Source organism: Bradyrhizobium elkanii USDA 76, from assembly GCF_023278185.1.
GTDB lineage: Bacteria > Pseudomonadota > Alphaproteobacteria > Rhizobiales > Xanthobacteraceae > Bradyrhizobium > Bradyrhizobium elkanii.
On record NZ_CP066356.1, the window covers coordinates 6,623,199 to 6,649,729 of the forward strand.

At 65.2% G+C, this 26,531-nt stretch carries 21 protein-coding genes; 3 read left to right on the forward strand and 18 right to left on the reverse strand.

Translation table 11 applies throughout. The annotated features are described in order from the left end of the window. Positions 1-124 precede the first annotated feature (124 nt). Complete coding sequence (locus tag JEY66_RS31805; protein WP_018270441.1) at positions 125-286, reverse strand: hypothetical protein; 162 nt, start codon at positions 284-286, stop codon at positions 125-127. Positions 287-1,398: 1,112 nt separating this feature from the next. Further along, positions 1,399-1,683, reverse strand: coding sequence for a hypothetical protein (locus JEY66_RS31810; RefSeq protein WP_141381940.1), 285 nt, complete (start codon positions 1,681-1,683; stop codon positions 1,399-1,401). Positions 1,684-1,991: 308 nt separating this feature from the next. Here JEY66_RS31810 and JEY66_RS31815 point away from each other — a divergent pair, with 308 nt between their 5' ends. After that, positions 1,992-2,225: a hypothetical protein gene (locus tag JEY66_RS31815; RefSeq protein ID WP_018270439.1), complete on the forward strand. Its 234-nt coding sequence runs from the start codon at positions 1,992-1,994 to the stop codon at positions 2,223-2,225. Between the two features lie 1,064 nt (positions 2,226-3,289). Here JEY66_RS31815 and JEY66_RS31820 read toward each other — a convergent pair. From JEY66_RS31820 to JEY66_RS31840, 5 genes are all read right to left on the reverse strand, one after another. Then, positions 3,290-3,502: a hypothetical protein gene (locus tag JEY66_RS31820; protein WP_016842474.1), complete on the reverse strand. Its 213-nt coding sequence runs from the start codon at positions 3,500-3,502 to the stop codon at positions 3,290-3,292. Between the two features lie 487 nt (positions 3,503-3,989). After that, positions 3,990-5,012: a S1C family serine protease gene (locus JEY66_RS31825; RefSeq protein WP_018270436.1), complete on the reverse strand. Its 1,023-nt coding sequence runs from the start codon at positions 5,010-5,012 to the stop codon at positions 3,990-3,992. Positions 5,013-5,102: 90 nt separating this feature from the next. After that, positions 5,103-5,552: a gluconate 2-dehydrogenase subunit 3 family protein gene (locus tag JEY66_RS31830; RefSeq protein ID WP_018270435.1), complete on the reverse strand. Its 450-nt coding sequence runs from the start codon at positions 5,550-5,552 to the stop codon at positions 5,103-5,105. Positions 5,553-5,569: 17 nt separating this feature from the next. Continuing rightward, a complete protein-coding gene (locus JEY66_RS31835; protein WP_018270434.1) occupies positions 5,570-7,171 on the reverse strand; it encodes a GMC family oxidoreductase in 1,602 nt (533 codons plus the stop codon). Positions 7,172-7,237: 66 nt separating this feature from the next. Further along, the gene (locus JEY66_RS31840) at positions 7,238-8,461 is read right to left on the reverse strand and encodes a cytochrome P450 (protein ID WP_018270433.1); all 1,224 of its coding nucleotides are present in this window, start codon (positions 8,459-8,461) and stop codon (positions 7,238-7,240) included. A gap of 235 nt (positions 8,462-8,696) precedes the next feature. On the opposite strand from JEY66_RS31840, the gene JEY66_RS31845 reads away from it, so the two are divergent. Beyond that, the gene (locus JEY66_RS31845; protein ID WP_018270432.1) at positions 8,697-10,331 is read left to right on the forward strand and encodes a flavin-containing monooxygenase; all 1,635 of its coding nucleotides are present in this window, start codon (positions 8,697-8,699) and stop codon (positions 10,329-10,331) included. 88 nt (positions 10,332-10,419) lie between these two features. Here JEY66_RS31845 and JEY66_RS31850 read toward each other — a convergent pair whose 3' ends face one another. From JEY66_RS31850 to JEY66_RS31900, 11 genes are all read right to left on the reverse strand, one after another. Next, positions 10,420-13,722, reverse strand: coding sequence for a carboxyl transferase domain-containing protein (locus tag JEY66_RS31850; protein WP_018270431.1), 3,303 nt, complete (start codon positions 13,720-13,722; stop codon positions 10,420-10,422). 101 nt (positions 13,723-13,823) lie between these two features. Continuing rightward, positions 13,824-14,708: an ABC transporter permease gene (locus JEY66_RS31855; protein WP_018270430.1), complete on the reverse strand. Its 885-nt coding sequence runs from the start codon at positions 14,706-14,708 to the stop codon at positions 13,824-13,826. Beyond that, the gene (locus JEY66_RS31860; protein ID WP_018270429.1) at positions 14,705-15,661 is read right to left on the reverse strand and encodes an ABC transporter permease; all 957 of its coding nucleotides are present in this window, start codon (positions 15,659-15,661) and stop codon (positions 14,705-14,707) included. The genes JEY66_RS31855 and JEY66_RS31860 overlap by 4 nt, the downstream gene beginning before the upstream one ends. Before the next feature lie 3 nt (positions 15,662-15,664). Next, positions 15,665-17,212, reverse strand: coding sequence for an ABC transporter substrate-binding protein (locus JEY66_RS31865; protein ID WP_018270428.1), 1,548 nt, complete (start codon positions 17,210-17,212; stop codon positions 15,665-15,667). Between the two features lie 129 nt (positions 17,213-17,341). Continuing rightward, positions 17,342-18,346: an ABC transporter ATP-binding protein gene (locus tag JEY66_RS31870; RefSeq protein WP_018270427.1), complete on the reverse strand. Its 1,005-nt coding sequence runs from the start codon at positions 18,344-18,346 to the stop codon at positions 17,342-17,344. Beyond that, positions 18,343-19,419, reverse strand: a complete 1,077-nt coding sequence (locus tag JEY66_RS31875; protein WP_018270426.1) for an ABC transporter ATP-binding protein — start codon at positions 19,417-19,419, stop codon at positions 18,343-18,345. Before JEY66_RS31875 ends, JEY66_RS31870 begins: the two co-directional genes overlap by 4 nt. Continuing rightward, positions 19,419-21,842: a CaiB/BaiF CoA transferase family protein gene (locus JEY66_RS31880; RefSeq protein WP_018270425.1), complete on the reverse strand. Its 2,424-nt coding sequence runs from the start codon at positions 21,840-21,842 to the stop codon at positions 19,419-19,421. The genes JEY66_RS31875 and JEY66_RS31880 overlap by 1 nt, the downstream gene beginning before the upstream one ends. A gap of 173 nt (positions 21,843-22,015) precedes the next feature. Beyond that, positions 22,016-23,464 carry an amidohydrolase family protein gene (locus JEY66_RS31885; RefSeq protein ID WP_018270424.1) on the reverse strand — a complete coding sequence of 483 codons (1,449 nt, stop codon included), beginning with the start codon at positions 23,462-23,464 and terminating at the stop codon, positions 22,016-22,018. A 184-nt stretch (positions 23,465-23,648) separates the two neighbouring features. Continuing rightward, entirely contained in the window at positions 23,649-24,674 is a 1,026-nt protein-coding gene (locus tag JEY66_RS31890; RefSeq protein WP_026192455.1) for an ABC transporter substrate-binding protein, read from the reverse strand. 44 nt (positions 24,675-24,718) lie between these two features. Further along, positions 24,719-25,495, reverse strand: coding sequence for an ABC transporter permease (locus JEY66_RS31895; protein ID WP_018270422.1), 777 nt, complete (start codon positions 25,493-25,495; stop codon positions 24,719-24,721). Positions 25,496-25,497: 2 nt separating this feature from the next. Next, on the reverse strand, positions 25,498-26,352 hold the full coding sequence (locus JEY66_RS31900) for an ABC transporter ATP-binding protein (RefSeq protein WP_051110143.1): 855 nt from the start codon (positions 26,350-26,352) through the stop codon (positions 25,498-25,500). On the opposite strand from JEY66_RS31900, the gene JEY66_RS31905 reads away from it, so the two are divergent. Beyond that, on the forward strand, positions 26,351-26,512 hold the full coding sequence (locus JEY66_RS31905; RefSeq protein ID WP_157183440.1) for a hypothetical protein: 162 nt from the start codon (positions 26,351-26,353) through the stop codon (positions 26,510-26,512). The genes JEY66_RS31900 and JEY66_RS31905 overlap by 2 nt on opposite strands. Positions 26,513-26,531: the final 19 nt, after the last annotated feature.

Genomic DNA, 26,531 nt, shown 5'->3' on the forward strand with positions numbered 1-26,531 from the left:
CCGGAACACTTCGGCGGCGTTGTTGCGTTTACCGTACCAGACGACCGAAAAAAGAGCCGCCAAGGGGCTCCTTGGCGGCTCACTTGGGGATGCGTTTGGGTTTGGGGTAAACGCACGCCTCCATCTACCAGCGCCTTCCCCTCATTTGTTGACCGAGATCAAGCAAGAGCCTGCGTTTCGACACCAACAACTGCTCGCGAATGATAACGTGCGATTTCTCGCGGAATTGCTCAAACAGCAGGCGCTCGGAGCGGGCGATGTTCTGCTTCTCGACAAAGCGCTGCATGCTCAACTCTCTATCCAGAAAGCGGATTCGTCGCTTCGCCCAGCAACTTGCCAGTCGAGCTATCGAGAAGATGCAGTTTTGCACAGGCTGCGCACACCACTGATTGGTACATGCGCTCCGACGTATCGGCCGGAGCGGCGAGCCAATGCTGGACATTCATGCCGGTACTTGGACACTTGAACATGATCGGGCGAGCCATGCCATCAATATGTGACAGGCTGACGGCCCGTGGAACTACGTATGTATACGTAGGCTATGAGGACGCTCTGGCGAGGTCCGGCGATCGTCGGTGCGGGGAACACAGGGTTTGCCACGGGCTGGTGAACAGGCAAGAAGCTGGCACAGGCGAATCGGTTTCGCTCCGGGAAATTCCCTACGCAAACGAGCCGAATTTTCTGATCGGGTTGCCCCAGCTATAAATCGAACCGTCATTGTTTTGCGGCGTTGGCGTGAGAGTAACCGCGCGCCGATGGAGTAAAATCGACCGTGGATATCGCGGCGACGGCTCAGACCAGCCCAAGACTTACGAAAACCCCGATCTCGATCAGCATGACCACAGCTGTGATCATCGTCACAAGAAACACATCACCTATCGTTGGAACTTGCATGGCTCGCCTCCAGTTCTCGCGATGACGTGAAAGGCTACGGCCGAGCACGCGCTGAGGTTCTGACTTGGATCAATCTAAGACGGCTGCTCGAACGACGCGATCATGGAGCAGCGTGTCAGCCCTTCGGAGGAGTCGGCTCGACGATCGTATCCACATAGACCAAATGCGGTCCCGTAATCCCACGGCATTTGATGTAGCGCAACGAATGAGGTGGAAGGGATCATTAGGGTTCGTTCGGTTGCGGAATGGGTTGCCGCGCGGGGCGGGGCCCGGATTTGGAGCGCAACAAGGGCGGCTGTTGGGATAACCCCCTTACTAGCAGTCGCCCGAAAGAGGCCGCCTCGCTGGCGGCCTCTTCCTTCTCTGGTCTCAGCAATGGCTTGGCCGCCGTGCAGTTGCAGACCGATCTCACCTGCAGCATTCTTCAGTTTTGTTTGCGCTAGCGCAACGAAGTCGAGCAAGGAGGTTCGCTAGTTTCTCCACAAAACTAGCAATTATGTTGCGTCAGGTAGCGTGATGGACAGGTACATAGCTCGCGCGAATATCGATCATTTTCTTGATCTCTTGGCCGACAGCGATGTCGATCCTGTAAGGCGAACCGTTATCGTCAGACCGCTGCGCTTTCAACTCGACAAGCAGAGCCACCATCCGGACCAACTGAAGTTTGTCGAGAGCAGAACAGCGGATGGTCAGGTTCATTTCAACAAAATCAAATGTTTGCGAAATGGTCTTGCCGACCCGACGGCTCGCGCCGAGGCGGATGCCCTTGCGGCACAAGAGGCGGTCCAAAAATTACTCCAGTTCTGTTGCGAGCGGCTGCGTGCCGACGCGCCTCACCAGGCCTTTGGAGAACCGCGATGCTAATCTTCTTACCGGAGAGGCTGCAACAATTGGGTCCGCCTAGATGCGTGGCGTGCGATGTAGAACGAGAACTGATTGCCGCCGGGCCAACCGGCAACACGTATCAATGCCCGGCCTGCAGGGCGGTCTTGCGGTTTGCGCGAGAAGCTCGCGAATCCGACTGGAATATCTCGGGCATACTTGTCGCGTGACCGCTGCGTTGCGCTGCCAATCCGCCACTTAATGTTAAGGCCAATATGGTCATCACCGATCTCAAAAGGCATTTCCTGAAGTTGTGCGCCGACGAAGAGGTCGATGTCCAATGGTGCGACAATCCATTGCAGGCGCTTGCGCTGAGCGGTGAGCTGGAGTTCATTCGAACGCCGCGCATTGCGTCGGAGATTACCTATGCGGTCGCGATGCATGAGCTGGGCCACATCAAGAGCGGTGACCGATCCACCGACCAGATCGCGCGTGAACGCGCCGCGTGAGACTGGGCGCGATGCAACGCGCTGAAGTGGACTCCGCACATGGAAGGTTATGCGGCCGCCTCGTTGCGGTGGTACGAAGAGCACTTGCCAGAACCCGCAGGCAAAACCCGGCAGCCGCTGAAGAGGCCGCTGGATTGAACGCACGTAACGTCTCGGGGATGAAACGTGGCCCCTTCTGCCCGGTTTTGCCGGGCAGGCTATCCCGGGCGACCACGTTAGGGAAACCTGCGTAGGTCGTTGGGTCCAGCCGGCGAACTACGGGAGCGATCGAGTTACCGAGCGACCCGTGAAGGCGTAGTCGCAATTGCCCTCGCTTGCTTGATGACCTCCAGTGCGGGAACGATAACCCGCCGCGCCGAGATGTCGACCCCGCCATTCTCGCGATTGACTTCGTCGCGGTGGATCGGCAGCAGCTTTCAGGATCCGGGGGCATCGTGACCAGGGCGAACCGCCGTCATGGCAGGGCAATCCGAACCTGTGGCGCAAAGCGGCCGAGCTGCGTGCGGCGCTGATGCTAGTCGCCATGCGCAGCCTGACTTCGTGACTTCTCCTCCTTCAGAGTGCGCTCGGCAACCTTGATCGCCCCAGCAAGCGTAGCCCGCATGAGCGAAGCGACATCCGGGGTCGACATGCAACGCGCAAGATCAATCCCGCATATCGCTTCGCTCATGCGGGCTACTTGCTATCTCTTGATCATGACGGATCGTGACCAGTGCTTTGCAACGCAGGATTGGACACGGCTTTAGCACCGGCCGGCTTTTCCTCTGCCGCTCGTGCGAGTTTCCTCCATTCCTCGGCAGCCTGCAGCCAAGCTTCCTTCGCGCTCGCGGACGTGGCCTTGGCCGCCTCGTCTTCACATTCGGCAGCTTTCTGCCGGTATCGTTCAACGTCCTGCGTAGGCATGTGCTTGGGCAACTACCTTGACGGAAGAGGTTCCAAGGTTAGCGCTGCGGCGCGCCGGAGCGCAGCCGTATGACTACGGTGCTCCCGCCAGAGAGCAGACCAAGCCACCAACCGTGTGGCTGGAGGACAGCCCGGCAAGTCCTGAAGCTCTGCGCCCCGCTCTACGACGGAAAGTCAGCAGACTTGACCTGAATACGGTCGGCATGCAGCGACCATTCGCAAAGCCTTTCCGCTTCGCAGAATCTCTTCTTGGCGATCTCCTCGGCCTCCCCCTCAGTCGGAGCGTCGATCTCAAGGATCCTCTGGCAAATCTCGGCCTGCCGACCGTTCTCGCCGAGCACATCTTTCATGAAGCAAATGACGAAGTGCGACATCGGGACCTCCCGCAACTTCTGTGAGGTTCGCCTCTTCTAAGCTCATCTGATGTGAGCATTTTTGACGAGGATCAAGCTTCTAGCGGGATGTCGGTTTTGGTCAAAAGCCGCCTCATGGCAGCCAAACGGGGCCGCGTCCGCTCTGCCCAAATGGAGCTGACCTGCTGACGGACGAATGGACCTTCAGCTTCGGACCCACAACCAGTAAACCGCAGGACGAGCACAAGAGTCCCGCTTCGCCTCCAAGACCCGACATTTTGCAGGTTTATGAGTACACGCCGAGGTCCACGCGGATCGCGTAGCCAAGAACGGTTACGAGCACGACCACGCAGGCAGTCGAAGGTGGCGCGGATGCAATCCGCGACGAATGAGGGGTTTGTCTCCGCGGAGAGAGACCCCTCACCCGGCTTCACCTCGCTCCGCTCGATTTCGCCACCCTCTCCCACAAGGGGAGAGGGCGCAGCTCGCGCGCGGATAGCGCGCACGCTCACTGCTTCGCGGGCTTCCGCCCGATCGGGTGGATCTCGATCGCGCGGAGGCGGCCGAGGCGGAGCACGTCCATCGACAGGGTGCGGTCGATCCGGCTGTGATCGAGCGCGCGGATCAGGTCGTCGACACCGTTGATCTCGATGCCGTCGAGCCTGATCACGACGTCGCCCGGCAGCAGCGCGGCGCGCGCGGCCGGGCTGTCCGGCTCGATCTGCATCAGGAGCGCGCCCATCTTGTTCTCGACGCCGGCCAGCACCGCATGCCGCCGCGGCACCGGCGCGGTCTGGCCGGCGACGCCGATATAGGCGCGGCGGACATAGCCGTGGCGGATGATCTCCGACAGCACGAACTGCGCGGTGTTGCTGGCGACCGCAAAGCAGATGCCCTGCGCGCCGTTGATGATCGCGGTGTTGATGCCGATCACCTCGCCCTTCGACGACACCAGCGGCCCGCCGGAATTGCCGGGGTTGAGCGCGGCGTCGGTCTGGATCACGTCCTCGATGGTCCGCCCGCTCACCGAGCGGATCGAGCGTCCCAGCGCCGAGACCACGCCGGCGGTGACCGTCGATTCGAAGCCGAGCGGATTGCCGATCGCGACCACGAGCTGGCCGCGCCGCAAGGTCTTGGAGTTGCCGAGCGAGGCATAGGGCAGATCGCGCGCGCCGTCGGCCCGCAGCAAGGCGAGATCGGTGTCGGGATCGACGCCGAGCACATGGGCGTCGGTGACGAAGCCCTCGGTGTCGCGCAGGCGGATCTCCTTCGACGATCCGACCACATGGCTGTTGGTCAGCACGAAGCCGTCTGGTGAGATCACGATGCCCGAGCCGAGCCCGCCGCGCTCGCGCGCGTTGCGCACTTTCGGTCCGGTTTCGACCCGGACCACGGCGGGGCCGACGCGGTCGGTGACGTCGATCACGGCATTGGAATAGGCATCCAGCAACGCCCGGTCGTTATCCCGGGCAGCATCGGCCGTCGCCGCTGACGGCGCGTCAGCGGCGGAATCTGAGGTAAAATCCAGCATGGCGAGAGTCCTTTGGTCCCCTCAGATGGTGACCGGTTCCTGCCGCCGCAAGTGGTTACGCCCCCGGCCCGCCCATACCTGCCCAATCGGCTAGGTCGCCCGCCGCAACACCCCGCCACGCTCCCTGACCGGATCGAGCAGCGACCAGTCGCCCTCCGGCAGCACATGGCCTTTCGGGAATGGCGCGCGCAGCTCGAGGCCGAGCGAGCGCAGCACGCGGTCGTCGCGGTAGTAGCATTGCAGCACCACGCGGACGAGCGTTGCCGCGGCAGCGCCGCCATGGCTACGAAACTCCCGCGCCACCGCATCGCGCCTGGCATCGTCGAGCTCGGCGAGCGGCTTGCCCGCGAGATCAGCCAGATGATCCAGCGCCTGGGCGACCAGCGCAGTGTCGCGGCCGAGCGTCGCCAGCATGTCGGCCTGGATCGCGGCATCGTCCGCCCCCGGCACCTTGTACTCGTCGCTTGCGGGAACGATCATCGCGGCGACGGTGCGCAGATCGGCGCGCTGGGCTGCGGTCAGTTGATTGCTATCGGACATGTCGGTCTCTGGCGGTCTCAGTCGAACAGATTGGCGAGGCGCTGCTTCATCTGGTCGGCGATGTAGAGCGCAAGGGCCTGGATGGTGGAGGTCGGGTTCACCCCGCCCGAGGTGACGAAGATGCTGCCGTCGACGATGAAGAGGTTCTTCACGTCGTGCGAGCGGCCCCATTCGTTGACCACGGAGCGCGCCGGATCGGTGCCCATCCGCGCGGTGCCGAGCAGATGCCAGCCGCCCCACGGGATCGGATCGTTGATGCAGATGTCGCTGGCGCCGGCGGCCTCGAGAATCTCCCGGCCACGCGCCAGCCCGTGATCCATCATCTTCCGGCTGTTCGCGCTGATCGTGTAGTCGATCTTCGGCGCGGGGATGCCGTGGCTGTCCTTCAGCACGGGATCGAGCGTGACGCGGTTGTGCTCCTCCGGCAGATCCTCGCAGATCGCCGATACCGCGAGACGATGGCCGTTGAGCTTGCGGAACACGCGGTGATGATCCTTGCCCCAGGGCAGGATGCCCTTCTGCTCGCTCGCGACCGCCTCGAACACCGGCCCGGCGCCGCGGCCGAACTGGATGCCGTAGCCGCGGACGAAGCCGCGCGACAGATCGGTGTCGTAGAACTCCTTGCTCCACAGGCAGGTCGGCGGCGCGCGGTTGCTGTCGGTCGGCTCCTTCACGAAGCCGTAGATCTGCGCATAGGGGTGGAACATCAGGTTCTTGCCGACCAGGCCCGACGAATTGGCGAGGCCATTCGGGAATTTGCCTGACGCCGAATTGAGCAGCAGCCGCGGCGTGCCGACACCGTTGCAGGCGATGATGACGACTTCGGCCGGCTGAAACTGCTCGACGCCGTCCTTGTCGTAATAGACGGCGCCGGAGGCCATGCCGTGCTCATTGGTCAGGATCTCGCGCACCCGGCAATGGGTCTTGAGCTCGACCCCGGCGCGGACCGCGTGCGGCCAGTAGGTGATGTCGGTCGAGGCCTTGGCACCCTGCGCGCAGGCCGGCGTGCAGTGGCCGAGATTGATGCAGCGCGCCCTGCCCTCGTAGTCCATCGTCGCCACCGTCGTGTCCGACGGCCACCAGTGCCAGCCGAGCTTGTTCATGGCCTTGCCGATCAAGGGGCCCGATAGCCCGAGCGGCTGCTGCGGCATCGGCGGGTGGCTCAGCGGCGACAGCGGATCGCCCGACAGGCCCGAGACGCCCATCATCCGATCGTTCTCCTCGAAGAACGGGGTGAGCGCGTCGTAGTCGATCGGCCAGTCGTCGGCGACGCCGTCGAGCGTCTTCACCTTGAAGTCGGACGGATGCAGCCGCGGCCAGTGCGCGGTGTAAATCACCGTCGAGCCGCCGACGGCGTTGAAGTTGACGACCTTGATCGGCGAATTGTCGTCGTTGATCGGGTAGTCCTCGGGCCGGCGGCGGACGTTCGGGCTGGACGACCACTCGCCGTAGAACTTCGCCTCCCAGTCGCGCCCGGTGCTCGGATATTCGGCCGGATTCATCCAGCCGCCCTGATCGAGGCAGAGGATATGCATCTTGGTATCGGCGAGGCTCCAGGCCACCGCGGCGCCGGAGGCGCCGGCGCCGATGATCAGGACGTCAACGGGATCGTTCTTCATTCTTGTTCCTTGAAGTCTCTTCTTTCGTCATTGCGAGGAGCGATAACAATGACGGGATAATGCAGCTCAATTGACGATTCTCACCGGCAAGCTTCGTATACCGCGAATGAAATTGGAATAGAGCCTTTGCGGCGGGCCCATCATCTCAAAACGCAGATCGCGCGCCAGAACCTCCTCCCAGAGGATGCGCAGCTGCTGCTCGGCGAGGCGGTCGCCGACGCAGCGGTGGACGCCGGCGCCGAAGGCGAGATGCTGGCGCGGCTTGGCGCGGTCGATGATGAATTCGTCGGCGCGCTCGATCTTGTCCTCGTCGCGGTTGCCGGAGATGTACCACATCACGACCTTGTCGCCCTTCTTGATCCGGCGGCCGGCAAGCTCGACATCGTTGCGTGCGGTGCGGCGCATGTGCAGCACCGGCGTGTGGTAGCGGATGGTCTCGGAGACCAGGTTCGGGATCAGCTCCGGCCTGGCGCGGACCAGCTCGAACTGCTCCGGGTTCTCGCACAGCGCCATCAGCCCGGCCGACATCGAATTGCGCGTGGTGTCGTTGCCGCCGACGATCAGGAGCCCGATCGTGCCGATGAACTCGCGCGGCTCCAGATTCCGCGTCGCGTCCGAATGCGCCAGCATCGAGATCAAATCGAAAGTCGGCGGCGCATCGATCCGCGCGTCCCACAGCTTGCGGAAATATTCTCCCATCTTGACCAGTTCGGCGGTGCGTTCAGCCTCCGAATGCACCACCGCGTCGGGGGATTCGACGTTGGCGATCGCGACATCCGACCACCAGGTCAGCTTGGCGCGGTCTTCGGAGGGGAAATCGAACAGCGTCGCCAGCATCATGTTGGTGAGGTCGACCGAGACCCGCTCGGCCCAGTCGAAGGTCTCGTTGCGCGGCAACGCGTCGAGCACGGCCGAGGTGCGCTTGCGGATCAGGGTGTCGAAATTGGCAAGGTTCGACGGCGCCACGATCGGCGCCACCGTGCGACGCTGCGCGGTGTGGCCGGGCGGGTCCATGCGGATGAAGCTCGGCCGCTCCTGCCCCTTCGGCTGGTCCGCGACCTGGATACCGCCGAGCTCGGAGGCCGACGAATAGTTCTGGTGATCCAGCTCGACCGCGAAGATGTCGTCGTAGCGCGTCACCGACCAGTACGGGCCGTAGGCCGACGCCTCGCAATAATGCACGGGATTGTCGCGGCGGAGCTGCGCGAACAGCGGCCGCCAGGTGTCGTCCTGATAAAGCCGGGGATTGCTGACGTCTGTCGACGTCGGCCTGCGCAGCGCCTCTCCCATCGCTTCACTCCCGTTAGGTTCCGTCGCCGCTTGGCGGGCGATCGTTGTGTCGGGCCGACGATAGAGGGAATCCCGCGGCCGAGTAAAGCCACGGGGCGGACAGACCGCCGCGCGGAATGCGCGCGGGCCCACGCACCCGGCAAATCCCGATAGCTGCCCCGCTGTTCGATGTTTGTCGGCAGCGGGAAGACCGGCTAGCCTTGCCGGCAATCAATCCATCAGGGAGCAACGACAGGTGGCCGAATTGCGCCAGGACAACACCGCCCAGACGGCTGCGCTGGACTACGACGTCATCATCATCGGCGCCGGCCTGTCCGGCATGTACCAGCTCTACCGGCTGCGCGAGCTCGGTCTTAGCGCGCGCGTGTTCGAGGCCGGCACCGGCGTCGGCGGCACCTGGTACTGGAACCGCTATCCCGGCGCGCGCTTCGATTCCGAAAGCTATTCCTACGGCTACTCGTTCTCGAAGGAGCTGCTAGAGGAATGGGAGTGGTCGGAGCATTTCGCCGGCCAGCCCGAGACCTTGCGCTACTGCAATTATGTCGCCGACAAGTTCGACCTGCGCCGCGACATCCAGTTCGAGAGCCGCGTCACATCAGCGATCTACCAGGACGACACGCGAAGCTGGCGGATCACGCTGGAGAGCGGCGCGCGGTACGCCTGCCGCTTCCTGATCACCGCGATCGGTCCGTTGTCGACCCCTACCCTGCCGCGCATCGAGGGCCGCGACGATTTCAGGGGCCAATCGTTCCACACCGCGCGCTGGCCGAAGCAGAAGGTGGATTTCACCGGCAAGCGCGTCGCCGTGATCGGCACCGGCGCGACCGGCATCCAGACCATCCAGACGATCGCCGGCGAGGTCGGGCATCTCACCGTGTTCCAGCGCACCGCCAACTGGGCGGCGCCGCTGCACAACGGCAAGATCGACGCCGAGACGCAAGCCAGGATCAAGGCCGGCTATCCCGAGATCTTCGCGCGCTGCAAGGAGACCTTCGCCTGCTTCGTGCATACGCCCGATCCCCGCGGCGCGTTCGAGGTGAGCGAGGCGGAGCGCGAGGCGTTCTACGAGAAGCTCTATGGCGAGCGCGGCTTCGGCATCTGGCAGGGCAATTTCAAGGATATCCTGATCGACCGCGCGGCGAATGCCACGATCAGCGATTTCGTCGCGCGCAAGATCCGCGAGCGCGTCAGGGATCCCAAGGTCGCGGAGATGCTGATCCCGAAGAACCACGGCTTCGGCACGCGGCGGCTGCCACTCGAGACCTTCTATTACGAGGTCTACAACCGCGACAATGTCGAGCTCGTCGACATCAAGGAGACGCCGATCGAGCGGATCACGCCCGAGGGCATCCGGACCACCGACAAGGACTACGCCTTCGACATCATCATCTACGCCACCGGCTTCGATGCCATCACAGGCAGCTTCGACAAGATCGATTTCCGCGGCGCGCACGGTGCGCGGCTGAAGGAGAAATGGACGCACGGCCCCGCGACCTATCTCGGGCTGATGGTCGACGGCTTCCCCAACATGATGATGCTGATGGGCCCGCACACCGCGCTCGGCAACATCCCGCGCAGCATCGAATACAGCGTCGACTGGGTCACCGGGCTGATCCGCTTCGCGAAAGCGAAAGGCCTGACCTTCCTCGATGCCACGCCCGAGGGCACCGCCGACTGGACCGAGCATGTCAAGGCGCTCGGCACAGGCCTGCTCTCCAACGAGGTCGATTCCTGGATGACCGGCATCAACCGCAATGTCGAGGGCAAGCAGACCCGCATCGTCGCCCGCTACAGCGGCAGCGCCCCGGCGTATCGCGCGCGATGCGACGAGGTGGCGGCGAAGGGGTATGTGGAGTTGAGGTTGGGCTAACGTGCGTATTGAGGCGAAGCGCGAGCCACACCCACCGCCGTCGTCCCGGCTTTCGCCGGGACGACACAGAGTGTGTTGCGCCGTCACCTTACCACGCATCGATGCACGGCCGCTTGCGGTGGGTCCGCGGCTCGGGCTTCGGCACCGAGCGGAGGCCGGCCATGATCCAGTGCCTGGTGTCGGCGGGATCGATCACTTCGTCGATCTCGAGCACCGAGGCGATCGAGACCGCCTTGCCGTTGGCGTAGAGCTCGGCGACCTTGGTCTGGAAATACTTCTCGCGCTCGACCGGATCCTCGATCGCCTCCATCTCCTTGCGGAAGCCGAGGCGGACATAGCCTTCGAGGCCCATGCCGCCGAACTCGCCGGTCGGCCACGCCACCGTGAAGAACGAGGCGTGGAAGCCGCCGCCGATCATCGATTGCGCGCCGAGACCATAGCCCTTGCGCAGCACGATGCCGAACAGCGGCACCGTGATACTCGCGCCGGTGACGAACATCCGCGCGACATGACGCACGATCGCGGTCTTCTCGGCCTCGGGGCCGACCATGAAGCCCGGTGTGTCGCAGAGCGAGACGATCGGGATGTCGAAGGCATCGCACAGCTGCATGAAGCGCGCGGCCTTGTCGCCGGCCGGCGCATCGATCGCGCCGCCGAGATGCTTTGGATTGTTGGCGATCAGGCCGAACGGCTTGCCCTCGATGCGGATGAAGGCCGTGATCATGCCGACGCCGAAATCCCTGCGTATCTCCAGCACCGAGCCCTCGTCGGCGATCAGGTCGATGACGTTGCGGATATCGTAGACCCGCAGGCGATTTTCCGGGATCGCGCGGCGCAGCAGCCGCTGGTCCGGCGCCTTCCAGTCCTGCACGGCGCCCTGGAAGTAGGACAGATATTTCTGCGCGACCGTGGTCGCCTCTTCCTCGTCCTCGACCAGGATGTCGATTACGCCGTTCGGCGACTGGAACGAGACCGGGCCGACCTCGGCCGGATGGTAGACGCCGAGCCCGCCGCCCTCGATCATCGCCGGGCCGCCCATGCCGATCGAGGCGTTTTTGGTCGCGATGATCACGTCGCAGACGCCGAGCATCGCGGCATTGCCGGCGAAGCAATAGCCGGAGACCACGCCGACCACGGGCACCAGCCCGGAGAGCTTTGCGAACTGCACGAAGGACGGGCCGTCAAGGCCGGTCATGCCGAGCCGGTCGGTATCGCCGGGACGGCCGCCGCCGCCCTCGGCGTAGAACACCAGCGGCATGCGCCACTGCTCGGCGAGGCCGAGCATGCGGTCGATCTTCTTGTGGTTCATATGGCCCTGGGTGCCGGCGAGCACGGTGTAGTCGTAGGAGATCACCATGCAGCGCGCGCCGTCGGCGCCGAAATCCCTGGCGTTGACGGTGGCGACGCCGGCGATCAGCCCGTCGGCCGGCGTGTTCTTGATGAGGTCCTCGACCTTGCGGCGGCGGCGCTGCGCCGCGATCGCAAGCGAGCCGTATTCGACGAACGAGCCCTCATCGACCAACTGCGCGATGTTCTCGCGCGCGGTGCGCTGGTTGGTCTTGCGGCGACGCTCGACCGAGGCCGGGCGGTTCTCGTCCAGCGTGATCGCCTTGCGCGCGATCAGCTCAGCGAGATCAGGCCGGATGTGATCGAGATCGATCACTGCCTCCTCCGCCGCGTGCTGGCCGTCGACCTCGGCAGGCTCAAAGAACAGGATCGGCTCGCCATGCATCAACGTGACGCCGATGCCGCCCGCGATCCTGGTCACCCGGCCGCCATGCGGCGCGGTGACGAGATGCTCCATCTTCATCGATTCCAGCACCGCGATCTGCTGGCCGGGCCGAACCAGATCGCCCTCCGCGACCTCGATCGCCACGATGGTGCCCTGCAGCGGCGCGGGCACCGGAAGCGATCCTTCGGGTGCAGCTTCGATAGTGGCAGGTTTGGCCGCAGCCGCCTCGCTCACCTCGAGCAGCGGCGCGGCATGCTCCTGCGCCGCGCCGACCAGCGCCGCCACATGGGTATCGATGAAGTTGGTGCTGATCTTGTTCCGTCCAAAACTCTGATGCGCCAGGATCGCGCCGAGGAACGGGATGTTGGTGGCGACGCCGCCGATGCGGAATTCACGCAAGGCGCGCGATGCCTTGTGCACCACGTCGGTCCATTTTGGGCTCGGCGAATGCACGATGACTTTTGCCAGCAGCGAGTCGAACGCGGCAGAGGTCCGGTAGCCGGAATAGCCGAAGGTATCGACGCGAACGCCGGGGCCGGACGGCAGGTCGAACACACTGAGCGTGCCGCCGGTCGGTTTTGTCACTCCCTTCTCGTCCATCACCTCCATGTTGACGCGAAGCTGCATCGCATAGCCGCGCGGCAGCGGTACCGCTGATTGGGCGAGGCCGAGCGAGACCAGCGTGGCGCCGGCGGCGACCGCGAGCTGCGAACGCACGAGGTCGATGCCGAGCACCTCCTCGGTGACGGTGTGCTCGACCTGGAGCCGCGGATTGGCCTCGATGAAGGCAAACGCCCCCTCGCTCTCCCCGGCTTCGTCATCGACCAGGAATTCGAACGTGCCGAGATTGTCGTAGCGTGCGGCGGACGCGAGCTGCTTCGCCGCCTCGATGATGCGCGCGCGCATTCCCTCGCTCAGCGACGGGCTCGGCGCCACCTCGATGAGCTTCTGGTTGCGGCGCTGGATGGTGCATTCGCGCTCCCAGAGATGGCTGATGGCGCCATGGCGGTCACCGATGATCTGCACCTCGACATGGCGCGCCTTGCGGATCAGCCGCTCGACATAGACCGCATCGCTGCCGAACGCCGCCTTGGCCTCCGACTGGCAGCGCGCATAGGCCTCGTCGAGCTTGGCGGCATCCTCGACCAGGCGCATGCCGCGCCCGCCGCCGCCGGCGATCGCCTTGATCATCACGGCGGCGCCGGCGCCGAGTTCGGCGAAGAACGCCTTTGCCTCGTCGAGACTGGTCGCGCCCGAAGTGCCGGCAATGATCGGGACGCCGCATTTCTTCGCCAGCGCCTTTGCCTTGGCCTTGTCGCCGAACAGATCGAGCGCCTCCGGCGACGGGCCGACGAAGGTGATCCTCTCCTCGGCACAGCGCCGCGCGAGCTGCGTGTTCTCGCTGAGGAAGCCGTAGCCCGGATGCAGCGCATCGCAACCCGTGGCCTTGGCCGCCGCGATGACGGCCTCGATGTCGAGATAGGCCCGGGCGCCGTGGCCCGGAATCCCGTGGCTTGCGTCGGCGGATCGGACATGCAGCGAGGCGGCATCGTCGGCGGGATGGATCGCGACGGTCGCGATGCCGCTGTCGGCAGCGGCACGGGCAATCCGGATCGCGATCTCACCGCGATTGGCAATCAGCAATTTCTTGAACGACATCACAATTTCACCAAAGGCTCTTTTGTTTGAGCATGATCTCCGCGCAAACGCTTCGCGTTTGTCGCGCGGGAAAACCGGTACCCACTTTTCCGGATCATGCTCTAGCGATCCTTCATGGTCGGATCGAGCACGACACGCAAGGACTCCCCGAGCGCATTGAACGCCAGGGAGACGACGAGAATGGCAAGGCCCGGCGCATACATCTGCTCCGGGGCGATTTCCATGTATTGATAGGCGCGCGCCAGCATGGCGCCCCAGCTCGGGTCCGGCGGCTGGATGCCGAGGCCGAGGAACGACAGGCTGGCCTCTGCCAGCAGCGCGGCGGCGAGCAAGAGCGTCACCTGCACGATGACCGGTTGCAGCGTGTTCGGCAGCACGTGGCGCCACAGCACATGCCAGGTCGGCGCGCCGAAGCCTCTGGAGGCATCGACATAGAGCTCCTGCCGCACGATCAGCGTGCGGGCGCGGACGATGCGCGCCAGCGCCGGAAACATCGTGATGCCGACCGCGATCATGCCGTTGGTGAGCCCGATGCCGAGCGCGCCGGTGACCGCGATCGCCAGCACGATGGCGGGGAACGACAGGAAGGTGTCGATGATGCGGCTGATGATGTCGTCGATCCAACCGCCGAAATAGCCGGCGATGAGGCCGACCGGCAGCCCGATCAGGACCGCGACGCCGACCGCAAGCAGGCTGGCATAGACGGTGGCCGGCGCGCCGTAGATCAAACGCGAGAAGATGTCGCGGCCGAGATCGTCGGTGCCGAGCAGATGGGCCGGCCCCGGCGGCGCCAGCATGTTGTTGACGTCCTGCGCGGTCGGCGCATAGGGCGCGATCCAGGGCGCGCCGATTGCGACCACGACGAGCACCACAAGCACCAGGATCGACAGCCCGGCCCTGAGGTCGCCGGCGAGCCAGCGCGCAAATCGCCGCAGCCGCGTCGGCCGCGCCGGTGCCTTCAGGGGAGCGAGCGCCACCTCGGTCATTGCTCGATCCTCGGATCGACCGCGGCGCACAGCAAATCGGTGACCAGGTTCACCGCGATGACAACCACCACCATGGTGAAGACGACGCCCTGCACGATCGGGAAATCGCGCTGGATCGCGCCGCGCACGATCAGGCTGCCCAGGCCGGGAATCGCGAACACCGCCTCGATCACCACGGTCGCCGCCAGCATGCGGTTGACCAACAGGCTGACGATGGTGAGCAGATTGACGCCCACATTCTTCAGGCCGTGCTGCCAGAGGATGCGCGACATCGACAGCCCCTTGGCATGCAGGGTGCGGACATATTGCGACGACAACACCTCCAGCAGCGCGCCGCGCAGCTGGCGCGCGACCTCGGCCATGCCGTAGGCCGCGATCGCGATGCCCGGCAGCAGCGCATGCCTGATCGCATCGACCGGCGAGGCGCTGAAGGATTTCGCGCCGGTCGCCGGCAGCCAGTTCAGCTTCAACGAGAATTCCGCCACCAGGATCATCGCGAGCCAGAAGCCGGGCACCGCGACGCCGAGCGACGCCAGCATGCTGATCAGCTTGTCGACCCAGCCGTTCGGCTGGATCGCGGCCATCACGCCCATCGGGATGCCCGTGACCAGCGCCAGCGCCAGCGCGATCACGACGATCAGCAGCGTGTTCGGAAACGCACGCCCGATCGAGTCCGCGACCTTCTCGCCGGTGAGTAGCGATTGCGAGAGATCGCCCTGCGCGACATTGCCCAGCCAGGCGCCGTATTGCACCAGGAACGGGCGGTCGAGGCCGTAGATCTTCCTGATCTCGGTGATCCGCGCGTCGGTCGCGTTGTCGCCCGCCAGTGTCACGGCGATGTCGCCGGGCACCAGCTTGAGCAGCGCGAACACCATGAAGGTCGCGAGCAGGACCACGGGCAGCGCCTGCACGAGGCGGCTGCCGACGACCTTGACCGGTGACCGTCGCGCCATCGCCTAACTCCCGAGCCAGACGTCGTCGTATTTCGGCTTGCCGAGCAGGTTCGGCCGATAGCCCTGCACCTTCTTGTTCATCGCGACCAGCTCGAACTGGAACGCGAGCGGCACCACGAAGGCATTCTCCATCACCAGCCGCTGCACGGTGGAGAACGCCTTGCGCCTGACCTCGATATCCTCAGACGCACGCGATTCCTTGATCGCGGCCTCGAGTTCGCCCGGCACTGGCGCGCGGCCGGCATTGTAGTAGGCGTCCTTGGTGAACATCAGCGAGTAGGTCAGGCTCGGATCGGGCCGCCCGGTCCAGGCCGAGAGCAGGCCGGCGCCCTTCTTCTCCGCGCCGAAGAAGGCGGCGGAAGCCTCCGCGATCGGGGCGTTGACGAACCGCACGCCGATGCCGGCCTTGCGCAATTGCTCGATCAGGATCTCCTGACGCTGCACCGAATCCTGGTCCGGATAGCCGCCGAGCTCGATTGGGGTGCCCTCCTTGAAGCCGGCCTCGGCGAGCAGCTTGCGCGCTCGGTCGGGATCATAGGGATAGAGCTTTGCGACCTCGGCATCATAGGCCCAATGCGCCTTCGGCAAATTCATGTAGGCCGGCTCGGCGAGACCGGCGAGCGCGGCCTTGACGAAGGATTCGCGGTCGATCGCGAAGTTCAGCGCCTGGCGGACCTTGAGATTGTCGAACGGCGGCTTGGCCCAGTTGAGGAAGATCTGAAGCACATAGAGCGTCGGGCCGTGCACCACCTTGACGCTGGAGGCGCGCTCGATGATCACCTTCTGCCGCGGCGGCAGCTGGTAGATCAGATCGTTCTGCCCGGCGGTGACCGAGCGGGCGCCGGTGGTGAGCTCGGGAATGATCGATATCTCGATGGCGTCGGGAAGCGGCCGCTCCGGCTTCCAGTATTTCTCGTTGCGCTTGACCACGATCTTCTCGCCGTCGGCCCAGCTGACGAACGAATAGGCGCCGGCGCCGACCGGCTTGCGCGTCACGATACCGCCCTCGGCCGCCTTCAGCGCCGTCGGCGACACCATCATGCCGGCGCGGTCGGAAAGAATCCCGGGCAGCGCGGTATCGGGTGTCTTCAGCTTCAACGTCACCTGCTGCGGGCCGGTGACCTCGACCGCGGCGACCGAGAGCAGATCGGCCTTGATGTTCGACTTCGCATCGCTGCGGTTGCGCTCGAGATTGAACCTGACGGCTTCCGCATCGAGCGGCGTGCCGTCATGGAAGGTGATGCCGGCGCGAATGTTGAGCACCAGCGTGGTGGGGTCGGTGAACTTCCAGCTTTCGGCAAGGCCGGGCTTCGGCTTCAGCGTATCGAACTCCCATTCGGTCAGCGTGTCGTACATCGTGAACAGGAAGGCGTGGTCGGAGCCGGCGCCGCCGGTTGCAGGATCGAGGCTCGACGGATTGGCCGGCGCCGAGATGCGCAAGGTGCCGCCCTTCTTCGGCGGGCCTTCCGCGAAGGCGCGGCCGCCGAGCGTGGTGCTGGCCAGTGCGCCCGAGATCAGCGCCATAACCTCGCGTCGTGTCGTCATCGTCATGGCAGGTCCTCCATTATCCCAGGGCGTCAATTTGAATCGGCTTGGCGGCAGACTGGCTGCACCTCTCCCGCTTGCGGGGGAGGGAGTGCAGTTCCTTCGGGTCACTATTCGAACTGATCTCATCGCGCGCTAACTCGGCGAAAAATTCGGGCGATCAGCGAAATGGCAGGCCACCCAGTGATCGGGCTTCAGCTCGCGCCACTCCGGCACGCGGTCGGTGCAGAGCGGCTGCGCATGCGGGCAGCGGGTGCGGAAGCGGCAGCCCGACGGCGGATCGATCGGGCTCGGCACCTCGCCCTGCAAGACGATGCGGCTCTCCTGGCGCATCGTGGACGGCAGCGGCCGCGGCTCGGCCGACAGCAGCGCGATCGTGTAGGGATGCAGCGGCCGCTCGGCAACCTCCTCGGTCGGCCCGAGCTCGACGAACTGGCCGAGATACATCACCGCGACGCGCTCGCTGATATGCGAGACCACGGCGAGATCATGGGTGATGAAGACATAGGTCAGCCCGAGGTCGCGCTGCAGATCGGCAAACAAATTGAGCACGTCGCCGCGGATCGACATGTCGAGCGCGGCCACCACCTCGTCGCAGACGATCAGTTTGGGTTTCAGCGTCAGCGCGCGGGCGATCACGACGCGCTGCTTCTGGCCGCCCGACAGCTGATGCGGGTAGCGCGCGCCGAACTCCTGCGGCAGGCCGACGCGCTCCAGCGCCTCCCGCGCCTGCCGCTCGCGCTCGGCACGGTTGCCGACACCTGCGAGCTCCAGCGGCTCCAGCACCGAGGCCAGAATGGTCATGCGCGGATTCAGCGCGGCGTTCGGGTCCTGGAAGATGATCTGGTAGTCGCGGCGATGGTTTTGAAACTCCCGGCGTCGCAGTGCCGTTGGATCGACGCCGTCATGCAGGATGGCGCCGGCGCTGGGATTGAGCAGGAACACCAGCGCGCGGCCGATCGTGGTCTTGCCCGATCCGGATTCTCCGATGATGCCGAAGGTCTCGCCGCGGCGGACGTCGAAATTGACGCCGTCGACCGCCTTCACGGTGGCGCGGCGGTCCGAGGTCTGAAAGCGGACCTGAAGGTCGCGCACCGAAACGATGGCGTCGCGGCGGGGCTCGGCACCGGCTGTGGTCATTGCGTCGCGACCTTTGCAGCCGCCGGCGCGCCGGACGGATGCAGCGCGCCCGGCAGATTGAGCTCGGCAAAGCGCCAGCAGCGCACTCTTCTGCCGCCGCCGGCGTCCTGCAGCTTCTGCTCGGCCTCGCAGCCTTTCGCCGCATGCGCACAGCGGGCCCGAAAGCGGCAGCCGGCCGGCATCTCCGCGATCGACGGCACCCGGCCCGGGATCGACGGCAGGCGGCCGTGGCGCGGGCTCAAATGCGGCAGCGAGCGTAGCAGTCCCGACGTATAGGGATGCAACGGCCGCACCAGCGCCTCGTCGACCGTGGCGTCCTCGATCACCTCGCCGGCATACATCGTGATCATCCGCGTGCAGGTCTCGGCGACGACGCCGAGATCGTGGGTGATCAGCATCAGTGCGGTCTTCGAGGTCTCGCTGATGTCGCGCAGCAGCTCGAGGATCTGCGCCTGCACGGTGACGTCGAGCGCGGTGGTCGGCTCGTCCGCGATCAGGAGCTGCGGCCCGCAGATCAGGCTCGCGGCGATCATCACGCGCTGGCGCATGCCGCCGGAGAGCTGGTGCGGATAGTCGTCGATCCGCCGCTCGGGCGAGGCGATGCCGACGCGGCGGAGCATCTCCAGCGTTTTGGCGCGCGCCTCCTCATGGGAAACATCGGTATGGACGCGCAGCGTCTCGGCGATCTGGTGGCCGACGGTGAACACCGGGTCGAGCGCGCTCATCGGCTCCTGGAAGATCATCGCGATCCGCTTGCCCCGGATCGCGCGCATCTGCCGCGCGCTGCAGGAGGCGAGATCGACGCCGTCGAACAGGATCTTGCCGTCGAGGCCGGCAAAATTGCCCGGCAACAGCCGCAGGATCGACAGGCCGGTGATGGTCTTGCCGCAGCCGCTCTCGCCGACGATGCCGACGCGCTCTCCGGGCGCGATATCGAAGTCGATGCGGCGCGTCGCCTGCCAGACGCCCTGCGCGGTCTTGAAGCGGATGCCGAGCCCGCGCACGGACAGCAGCGGCCGCGCGCCGTCGCGCGCACCCTCCGCCCTGCGCTGTGCCGGTTGGCCTGCCTCCATCAGCCCGCCGCCCGCTTCTTTTCTTTCACCAGCTGCTCCTCCATCAGCATCTCGGTGCCGATGATGCCCTCGCGGCTGAGCTCATCGAGCTCGGCGTCGGAGAGCCCGAGCATGCCGCCAAGAATCGCGCGGTTATGCTCGCCGAGCGTCGGCGGCACTGAACGAATGGCAAATGGCGCATCGCTCTCGCGAAACGGCATCGACGGCTGCGGATGTCGTCCGATGAACGCGCGGTCGACCTGCTGGATGAAGCCGCGGGCGTGGAGTTGCGGATCCTCCAGGAGATCGATCGGCAGCCGCGCGACGCCGGAGGCAACGCCGGCAGATTGCAGCGCGATCATCGCCACATCGGCATCGCGCGCCGCGGTCCAGGCCATGATCGCAGCCTCGATCTCGGCCTCGATGGCGCGGCGGCCCGCGGCCGTCTTGAGCGTCTCGTCCGCCGCCCAATCCTCGCGGCCGAGCAGCCGCGCGAGCTTTGGCCACATCGCGTCGTCGGACACCGCGACGACGATCCAGTTGTCCTCTCCGGCGCAGCGAAAGCAGCCATGCGGCACGAAATCGGGATGGCGGTTGCCGTATTTGGTCGGCGGCTTGCCACTGGTCGAATGCGCGACGATCCAGGGCGCGGCGAACGGCATCATGCATTCGATCTGCGCCAGATCGATGAACTGCCCCTGCCCCGTCAGTTTGGCATGGATCAGCGCAGTCAGCACCGCGGCCGCGCCGTTGAGCCCGCCGACGGCGTCGCCGAACGCGGTATGGCTCATGACGGGCGGACCATCGGGATCGCCGACCACGCTGGGCAGGCCGGAGCCCTGCTCCAGGGTCGAGCCGTAGGCGCGGCAGTCGCGATGCACGCTGCCGGCGCCGAACGCCGACATCGACATCATCACCAGCTTTGGATTGATCTTGCTCAGCACGTCGTAGCCGAGGCCGAGCTTGGGCAGCACCTCGACCGAATAATTGTCGACCACGAGGTCGGCATCGGCGAGCAGGCGCTTCGCCAATTCAAACCCCCTCGGCCGGGTCAGATCGAGCGTGATGCCGCGCTTGTTGCGGTTCATGATGCAGTAGCGCACCGACTTCTCGTACATCTGCTCCAGCACATAGGCCGGGCGGCGATCGACGCCACGCCACCAGTCCGGATACTGGGTCGCCTCGATCTTGATGACGTCGGCGCCGAGATCGGCGAGCGTGCGGGTGCAGATCGGCCCGGCCCAGCCCATCGAAAAGTCGACGACGCGGATGCCCTCGAGCGGCAAGCGATCGGCTGCCGCGGGCCTGGGCACCGGCACGCGCGGCGCAGCCTCGCGCCTCGCCTGCTGCTCGCCGAGATCAGGCACCCGGCCGCCGCGCAGCGGCGGCGTTGCGGTCAGCCGCTGCATCGTGCCGGCGGAAAAGCCGGTCTCGTCACCGACGGTGATCGGGACGATGGCGCCACGCGCACGCTTCTCCTCATCGGCGATCAGATCCGCTACCTCCGGCACCGGCACGATCGGAATCTTGCGCTTGAGCCCTTCCGCGAACCACTCCTGCGCGGTGCGCTGCTTCAGCTTTGGCAAGATCCTGCCTTCGATCTCGGCGACATGGCGCAGCCGGTCGACACCCATCACCAGCGTCGGATCGTCGCGCAGTTCGTTGAGCCCGAGCATCTCGCAGAACGCGCGCCACTGCGCCGGGGTCACCGTGGTGACGCCGAGCCAGCCCTGCCTGGTCTCGTAGATGCCGACCGGAAAGGTCGGCCAGAACCGGTTGACGCCGATCCGCCGCATGATATCGCCGCGCTGGAACGCCTCGAACATGATGTATTCGGTGACGGCGATGCTGGCCTCGAACAGGCTGAGATGGTTTGCGCGCCCGCGCCCGTCCTGCATGCGCCCGAGCACCGACGATGCGGCGGCGATGAAACCCCACAGCCCGCCCAGGATGCCGATCTGGAAATCCGGCGCGTGCATCGGCGGCCCCTGCTCCGGACCGACCAGCTTCACCAGTCCGGTCAGCGCGCGGATCGTGGAGTCGGTCGCCGCGAAATTGGCGTAGGGACCGCGATCGCCGAACCAGGCGAGGTCGAGATGGATCAGGCCGGGATGATCCCGCCTGATCGCGTCGAGGTCGATCTCGGGACAATCCGCCGCAGCAATGCCGCGCCCGTCGAGCAGGATGTCGCAGCCGACAATCAGCTCGCGCAGGCGCGAGACGTCGCGCTTGTCGAGCACGACACTCGACTTGTTGAAGTTGAGGAACGCAAACCACGCGCTCTGGCCTTTGGGCGTCAGCGGCGCGGTGCGGCGAAGCGGATCGCCCTGCGGCGGCTCGACCTTCTGCACATCGGCGCCGAAATCGGCAAACAGCCGCGCGCAATAGCTCGTCGCCGCAGCACTTCCGATCTCGACAATCCGCAGATGCGACAACGCGCCCATCAGGCTTCCTCGCGACACATGACCAGCCGGTGACAGCGGCTGATTCAGTTTTCTTGTTGGGTGAACTTGAAGCCGCGCCGACTGTGTGATGCAAGTGGAATTTTCTTCCGCTTGACGGAATTAGCGAGCGTATGACCGAAATTGCTGCTCAGCGCGAAGCGAGGCTTGTGCAGCTAATTGCAGGTGAGTTGCGCTTCGAACCAGTGTTGCACTGAGTTCGACAATCGCGGCCATGCGCGCAAGACATGCGCGTATGTGGCATCGCTCGCACCGGCGATGTTACGCAGTTCCTGCTCAATGGCGGGAAAGTCAACACCGAGGCACCGGCCGGCCTTGGCGACGGTGCGACCATCGACCACAAGCTCTGAGATCAGCGACGCATTGCCGCGTGCGAACAGGAGGTCGAGCGGATCGGCATCGAGAATCTGATCACGCTCGAGGCGGTCGAGATCGATGCCGACGAAATCGGCCGGCGCACCGACCGCGAGCTCGCCGGCTCCGGGCGCGCCGGTGGCACGGCGGCCGTTGCGGATCGCGAGCGCGAAGAACTCCTGAGCTGTCCAGGTGCGCTTGAAGCCGAGGCCACCGTGCATCATCTGCACCAGCCGCATCTCGCGCAGCACGTCGTCATCCTCGTCGAGCGCAAGGCCATCGACGCCGACCGCAATCCCGCAGCCGCAGCTATGCGCCGCCGCGATTGGTGCGTGTCCTGAGCGCAGGTGGAGGTTGGAGGAGAAATTGGTGACGATGCGCGCGCCCGACGCCGCGATCATCTCGAGCTCGTCGGGCCGGGCGTGGATGCAATGCGCGAGCGTCAGCCGCTCCGAGAGGAAGCCGATGTCGCGGAGATAGCGGACGATGCCGCCGGGAAAATGCCGGTCGGCCCAGGCGCGCTGGTAGATCGTCTCGAGCAGATGCATGTGAATGCGGCGGCCGGTCTGCGCCGAGTTCTCCGCGACCGCCTGCAGCAGTGGCTTCGAGCACCACTGCACCCCGGCCGGCCCAAGCTGGACGTCGACTTTCGGCCCGCCGATCGCCGCCGCGATGGCGTCGGTCAGCTCGATATAGGCCTGCGGCGACATCGGGGTGCGAACGAACAGCTGTTCGATCGTCTTGCGGTCGTGGGCCGGAAGGTCTGACAGCACCGCTTCGCTGTCGCCATAGACGATCGGGTTCTGGTCGCGCACGGCGATCGCAAAGGCGATGCGGATGCCGACATCGGCGGCGGCGCGCGCGATCGCCCTGGCCTCCTCGACCAGCGGCATGGTGCCGCTCGGCCTCGTGTAGTGCACCATCATCGCGGCGCAGCCGGCCTGCGCTGCGCGGGCAAACGCCGAAGCCGCGGAGAGATAGGGATCGACCGGCGTGCCGACCACCGTGCGCAGGATCCAGCTCTCCAGCGGCATGCCGATCGCGCCGAAGCTCGACGCGCGCGGACGGGCGTGGTCGTGGGCGTTGACGAAAGCGGGGAGGATGAAGGAACGCGGGCCCTTCGCCGGGCTCGCGGCTTCGGAGATATCGGTGATGACGCCGTCGACGTGACGGAGCACGACGTCGTTGCGGATGCCGTGGTCAGCACCGCAGAACAGACGGGTTGCCGTGACGTCTGCTGTCATGGTCATCCCTCTCATTACGGCCTGCTTCACCTCTCCCGCTTGCGGGGGAGGTCGGATCGCATCGGAGATGCGATCCGGGTGGGGGCTCTCACCACAATACGACTCGTGGATAGAGCCCCCACCCCGGCCCTCCCCCGCAAGCGGGAGAGGGAGCAAACCTCCGATGCGGCCGGAGCTCGGCCTCGCTCAATCAATTCGCCGTATACACCAACTCCCTCTCTGCGCGCGGCGGCAGGAATTCCCGCGAGAACACTTCGGCCGGGGCCGGCGTGCGGGCGAGCTGGTAGCCTTCGACGATGAAGCCGATGGCGCGGGCCATGCGGTCGTCCCTGACGTCGCCGATGCCGATGTCCTTCATCTCCGGCGAGACGATCAGCTTCTCGAAGGAATATTGCAGCCGGCGCTTCTCGACATCGACATTGATCAGATTGTCGTAGTTCAGCGCCGCCTTCATGGCCGCGTTCTGGTCCTTGGCGACCGCGATCGCGCCCCTGTTGATGGCGCGGACGAGGCCGGCCACCGCCTTCGGGTTCGACGCGATCAGCTTGCGCGAGACCATCACGCCGTTGGAATAGAGGTCGAGCCCGTAATCGCCGAACGAGAACCATTTGAAGTCCTTGTCGGGGTCCTGGCGGTTCAGCACCAGGTTGAAATAGCTCGTGATGTTGAACACCAGCGCGGCGTCGATGTCGCCCTTGATCAGCATCGGCTCCTGCAGATTCGGCGCCATGTTGGAGACCTTGATCTTCTCGCCATCGAGCCCGTTCTTGTGCACGAACACCGGCAATAGCCGCGTGGTCGGCGTGCCTTGCGCGCCGCCGAGCGTGTGGCCCTCGAAATCCTTGATCGTCTTGATGCCGCTCGAGTTCTTGGCGACGATCGCGAATGGCGGCTGGTTCCACATCATGTAGACCATGACGGGCGCATCCTGCGGCTTGGTCGCGGCGTTCTGGATGATCGCGTTGACGTCGCCGAAGCCGGCGTCATAGGCGCCCGACATGATGCGCGTCACGGTCGCGCCGGAGCCCTCGCCCTGGTCGATCACGACGTTGAGGCCCTCTTCCTTGAAGTAGCCGTTGTCCTTGGCGTAGAAGAACGCGGCGTCCGAGCCTTGCGTCTTCCAGCCCAGCGTGAACTTGATGGTGGTGTCCTCGGCGCGCGCGGGACCGGCGATCAGGGCCAATCCCAACAGCGCGGCGCTTACTTTTCTCAGCATCGAGATCTCCTTAAGCTTCATTGCTTGACGGTCGACGAAGTGTCTCAAGTGGCGATGACATTGTCCTTGCGTGTCGCCCAGCCGGTGACCTGACCCTCGATCAGCGAGAACAGGACGTAGAGTGCGACGCCGAGGCCGGCGAGCACGAACAGCCCGGCGAACACCAGCGGCACGTTGAAATTGGAGGACGCGGTCATCATGACGTTGCCGATGCCGCGGTTCGAGGCGACGGTTTCCGACAGCACCGCGCCGACAAAGGCGTAGGAGACCGCGACCTTCAGCGAGGCGAAGAAGAACGGCATCGTCCTGGGCAGGCCGACATTCCAGAGGATGTCGAACTTGCTGGCGCCGAGTGCCTTCAGCACATCCTCGAGCTCGGGCTCGGTGGTGGCAAGACCGGTGGCGATGTTGACGACGATCGGGAAGAAGCAGATCGACAGCGAGGTCAACACCGCCGGCACGGTGCCGGAGCCGAACCACAACACGAAGATCGGCACCACGGCGACCTTCGGGATCGACGAGAAGCCGACCAGCAGCGGATAACAGGTGTCGTAGGCGGTTTTTGACACCCCGATCACGGCACCGAGCGCGACGCCGAGCGCCACGCCGAGCACGAAGCCGATCATGGTGGTGACCAGGGTCTGCACGATGTGCGGCCACAGGATCGGGAGTTTATCGAACAGCGTGACGAAGATCTGCGACGGCCGCGGCAGCACGAGGTCCGACATCCCCGTCACCAGGCAGAACAGCTCCCAGGCGACGAAGAACAGCACGATCAGCGCCGCGGACCAGGCCTTCTGCCTGATATCTGACGCGGACATGGTCAGGCTCCTTCTCGCGCGGCGGTGCGCGCATCGACAATGAAGGCGCGGAGCTTCTGGTTGAGCGCGATGAAGTCGGGCTCGAAGGTCATCGCCACGGTACGCGGACGGGCGAAATCGACCCTGGAGTCGTCGAGGATGCGGCCGGGCCGCGCGCTCATCACGCAGATGCGGCTGGCGAGGAAGCCGGCCTCGCGCAGATCATGGGTGACCAGCAGCACGGTCGGCCTGTGGGTCATCCAGAGCTGCTGAAGGATTCCCCACAGCTCCTCGCGGGTGAACTGGTCGAGCGCGCCGAACGGCTCGTCGAGCAGCAGCATGCGCGGCTCGTGGATCAGCGCGCGGCACAGATTGGCACGCTGGAGCATGCCGCCGGAGAGCTGCCAGGGATAGCGGCCGCCAAAGCCCTTCAGCCCGACCTGCTCGAGCAGCGCATTGGCCTTGTCGCGGAACTCGGTCTTGCGCAGCTTGCGGAATTGCGAGCGGAACGGCTCGACGATCTTCAGCGGCAGCATGATGTTCTTTTCGATCGTCATCCACGGCAGCATGGTCGGGTTCTGGAACGCCATGCCGACCCGCATCGCGCGCGCCGCGACCTCGCGGCCGCCGACGATGACGACGCCGGTGGTCGGCCGCGCCAGGCCGGAAACCAGCCGCAGGATGGTGGACTTGCCGCAGCCGGACGGGCCGACCAGCGCGACGAACTCGCCATCGGCGATCCGCAGCGTGGTTGTCGACAGTGCCGGCACGGCGCGGGCGCCCCGGCCGAACGTGACGGAGGCGTCCGACAGCTCGATCGCGGTCGGCGCGGATCCGGCGGCCATCGGTTCGCCGGCAAATTCGGAGTTTGGTTGCATGCGCATCACGAGCAAAGTGCATGCAAGCCGGATGCCAGCGGCGGCCGCGTGGAAAATCAAGGAGATCGCGCGTTCCGCGCTTCAAAGGCCGGATTCCTTTTGGGCAATCCGTGGCTCAAACTGCATGCAATTCGAGCGCCCGATTGCTTTGGCGGTATGATAAAGAGGCGTTCGAAGCA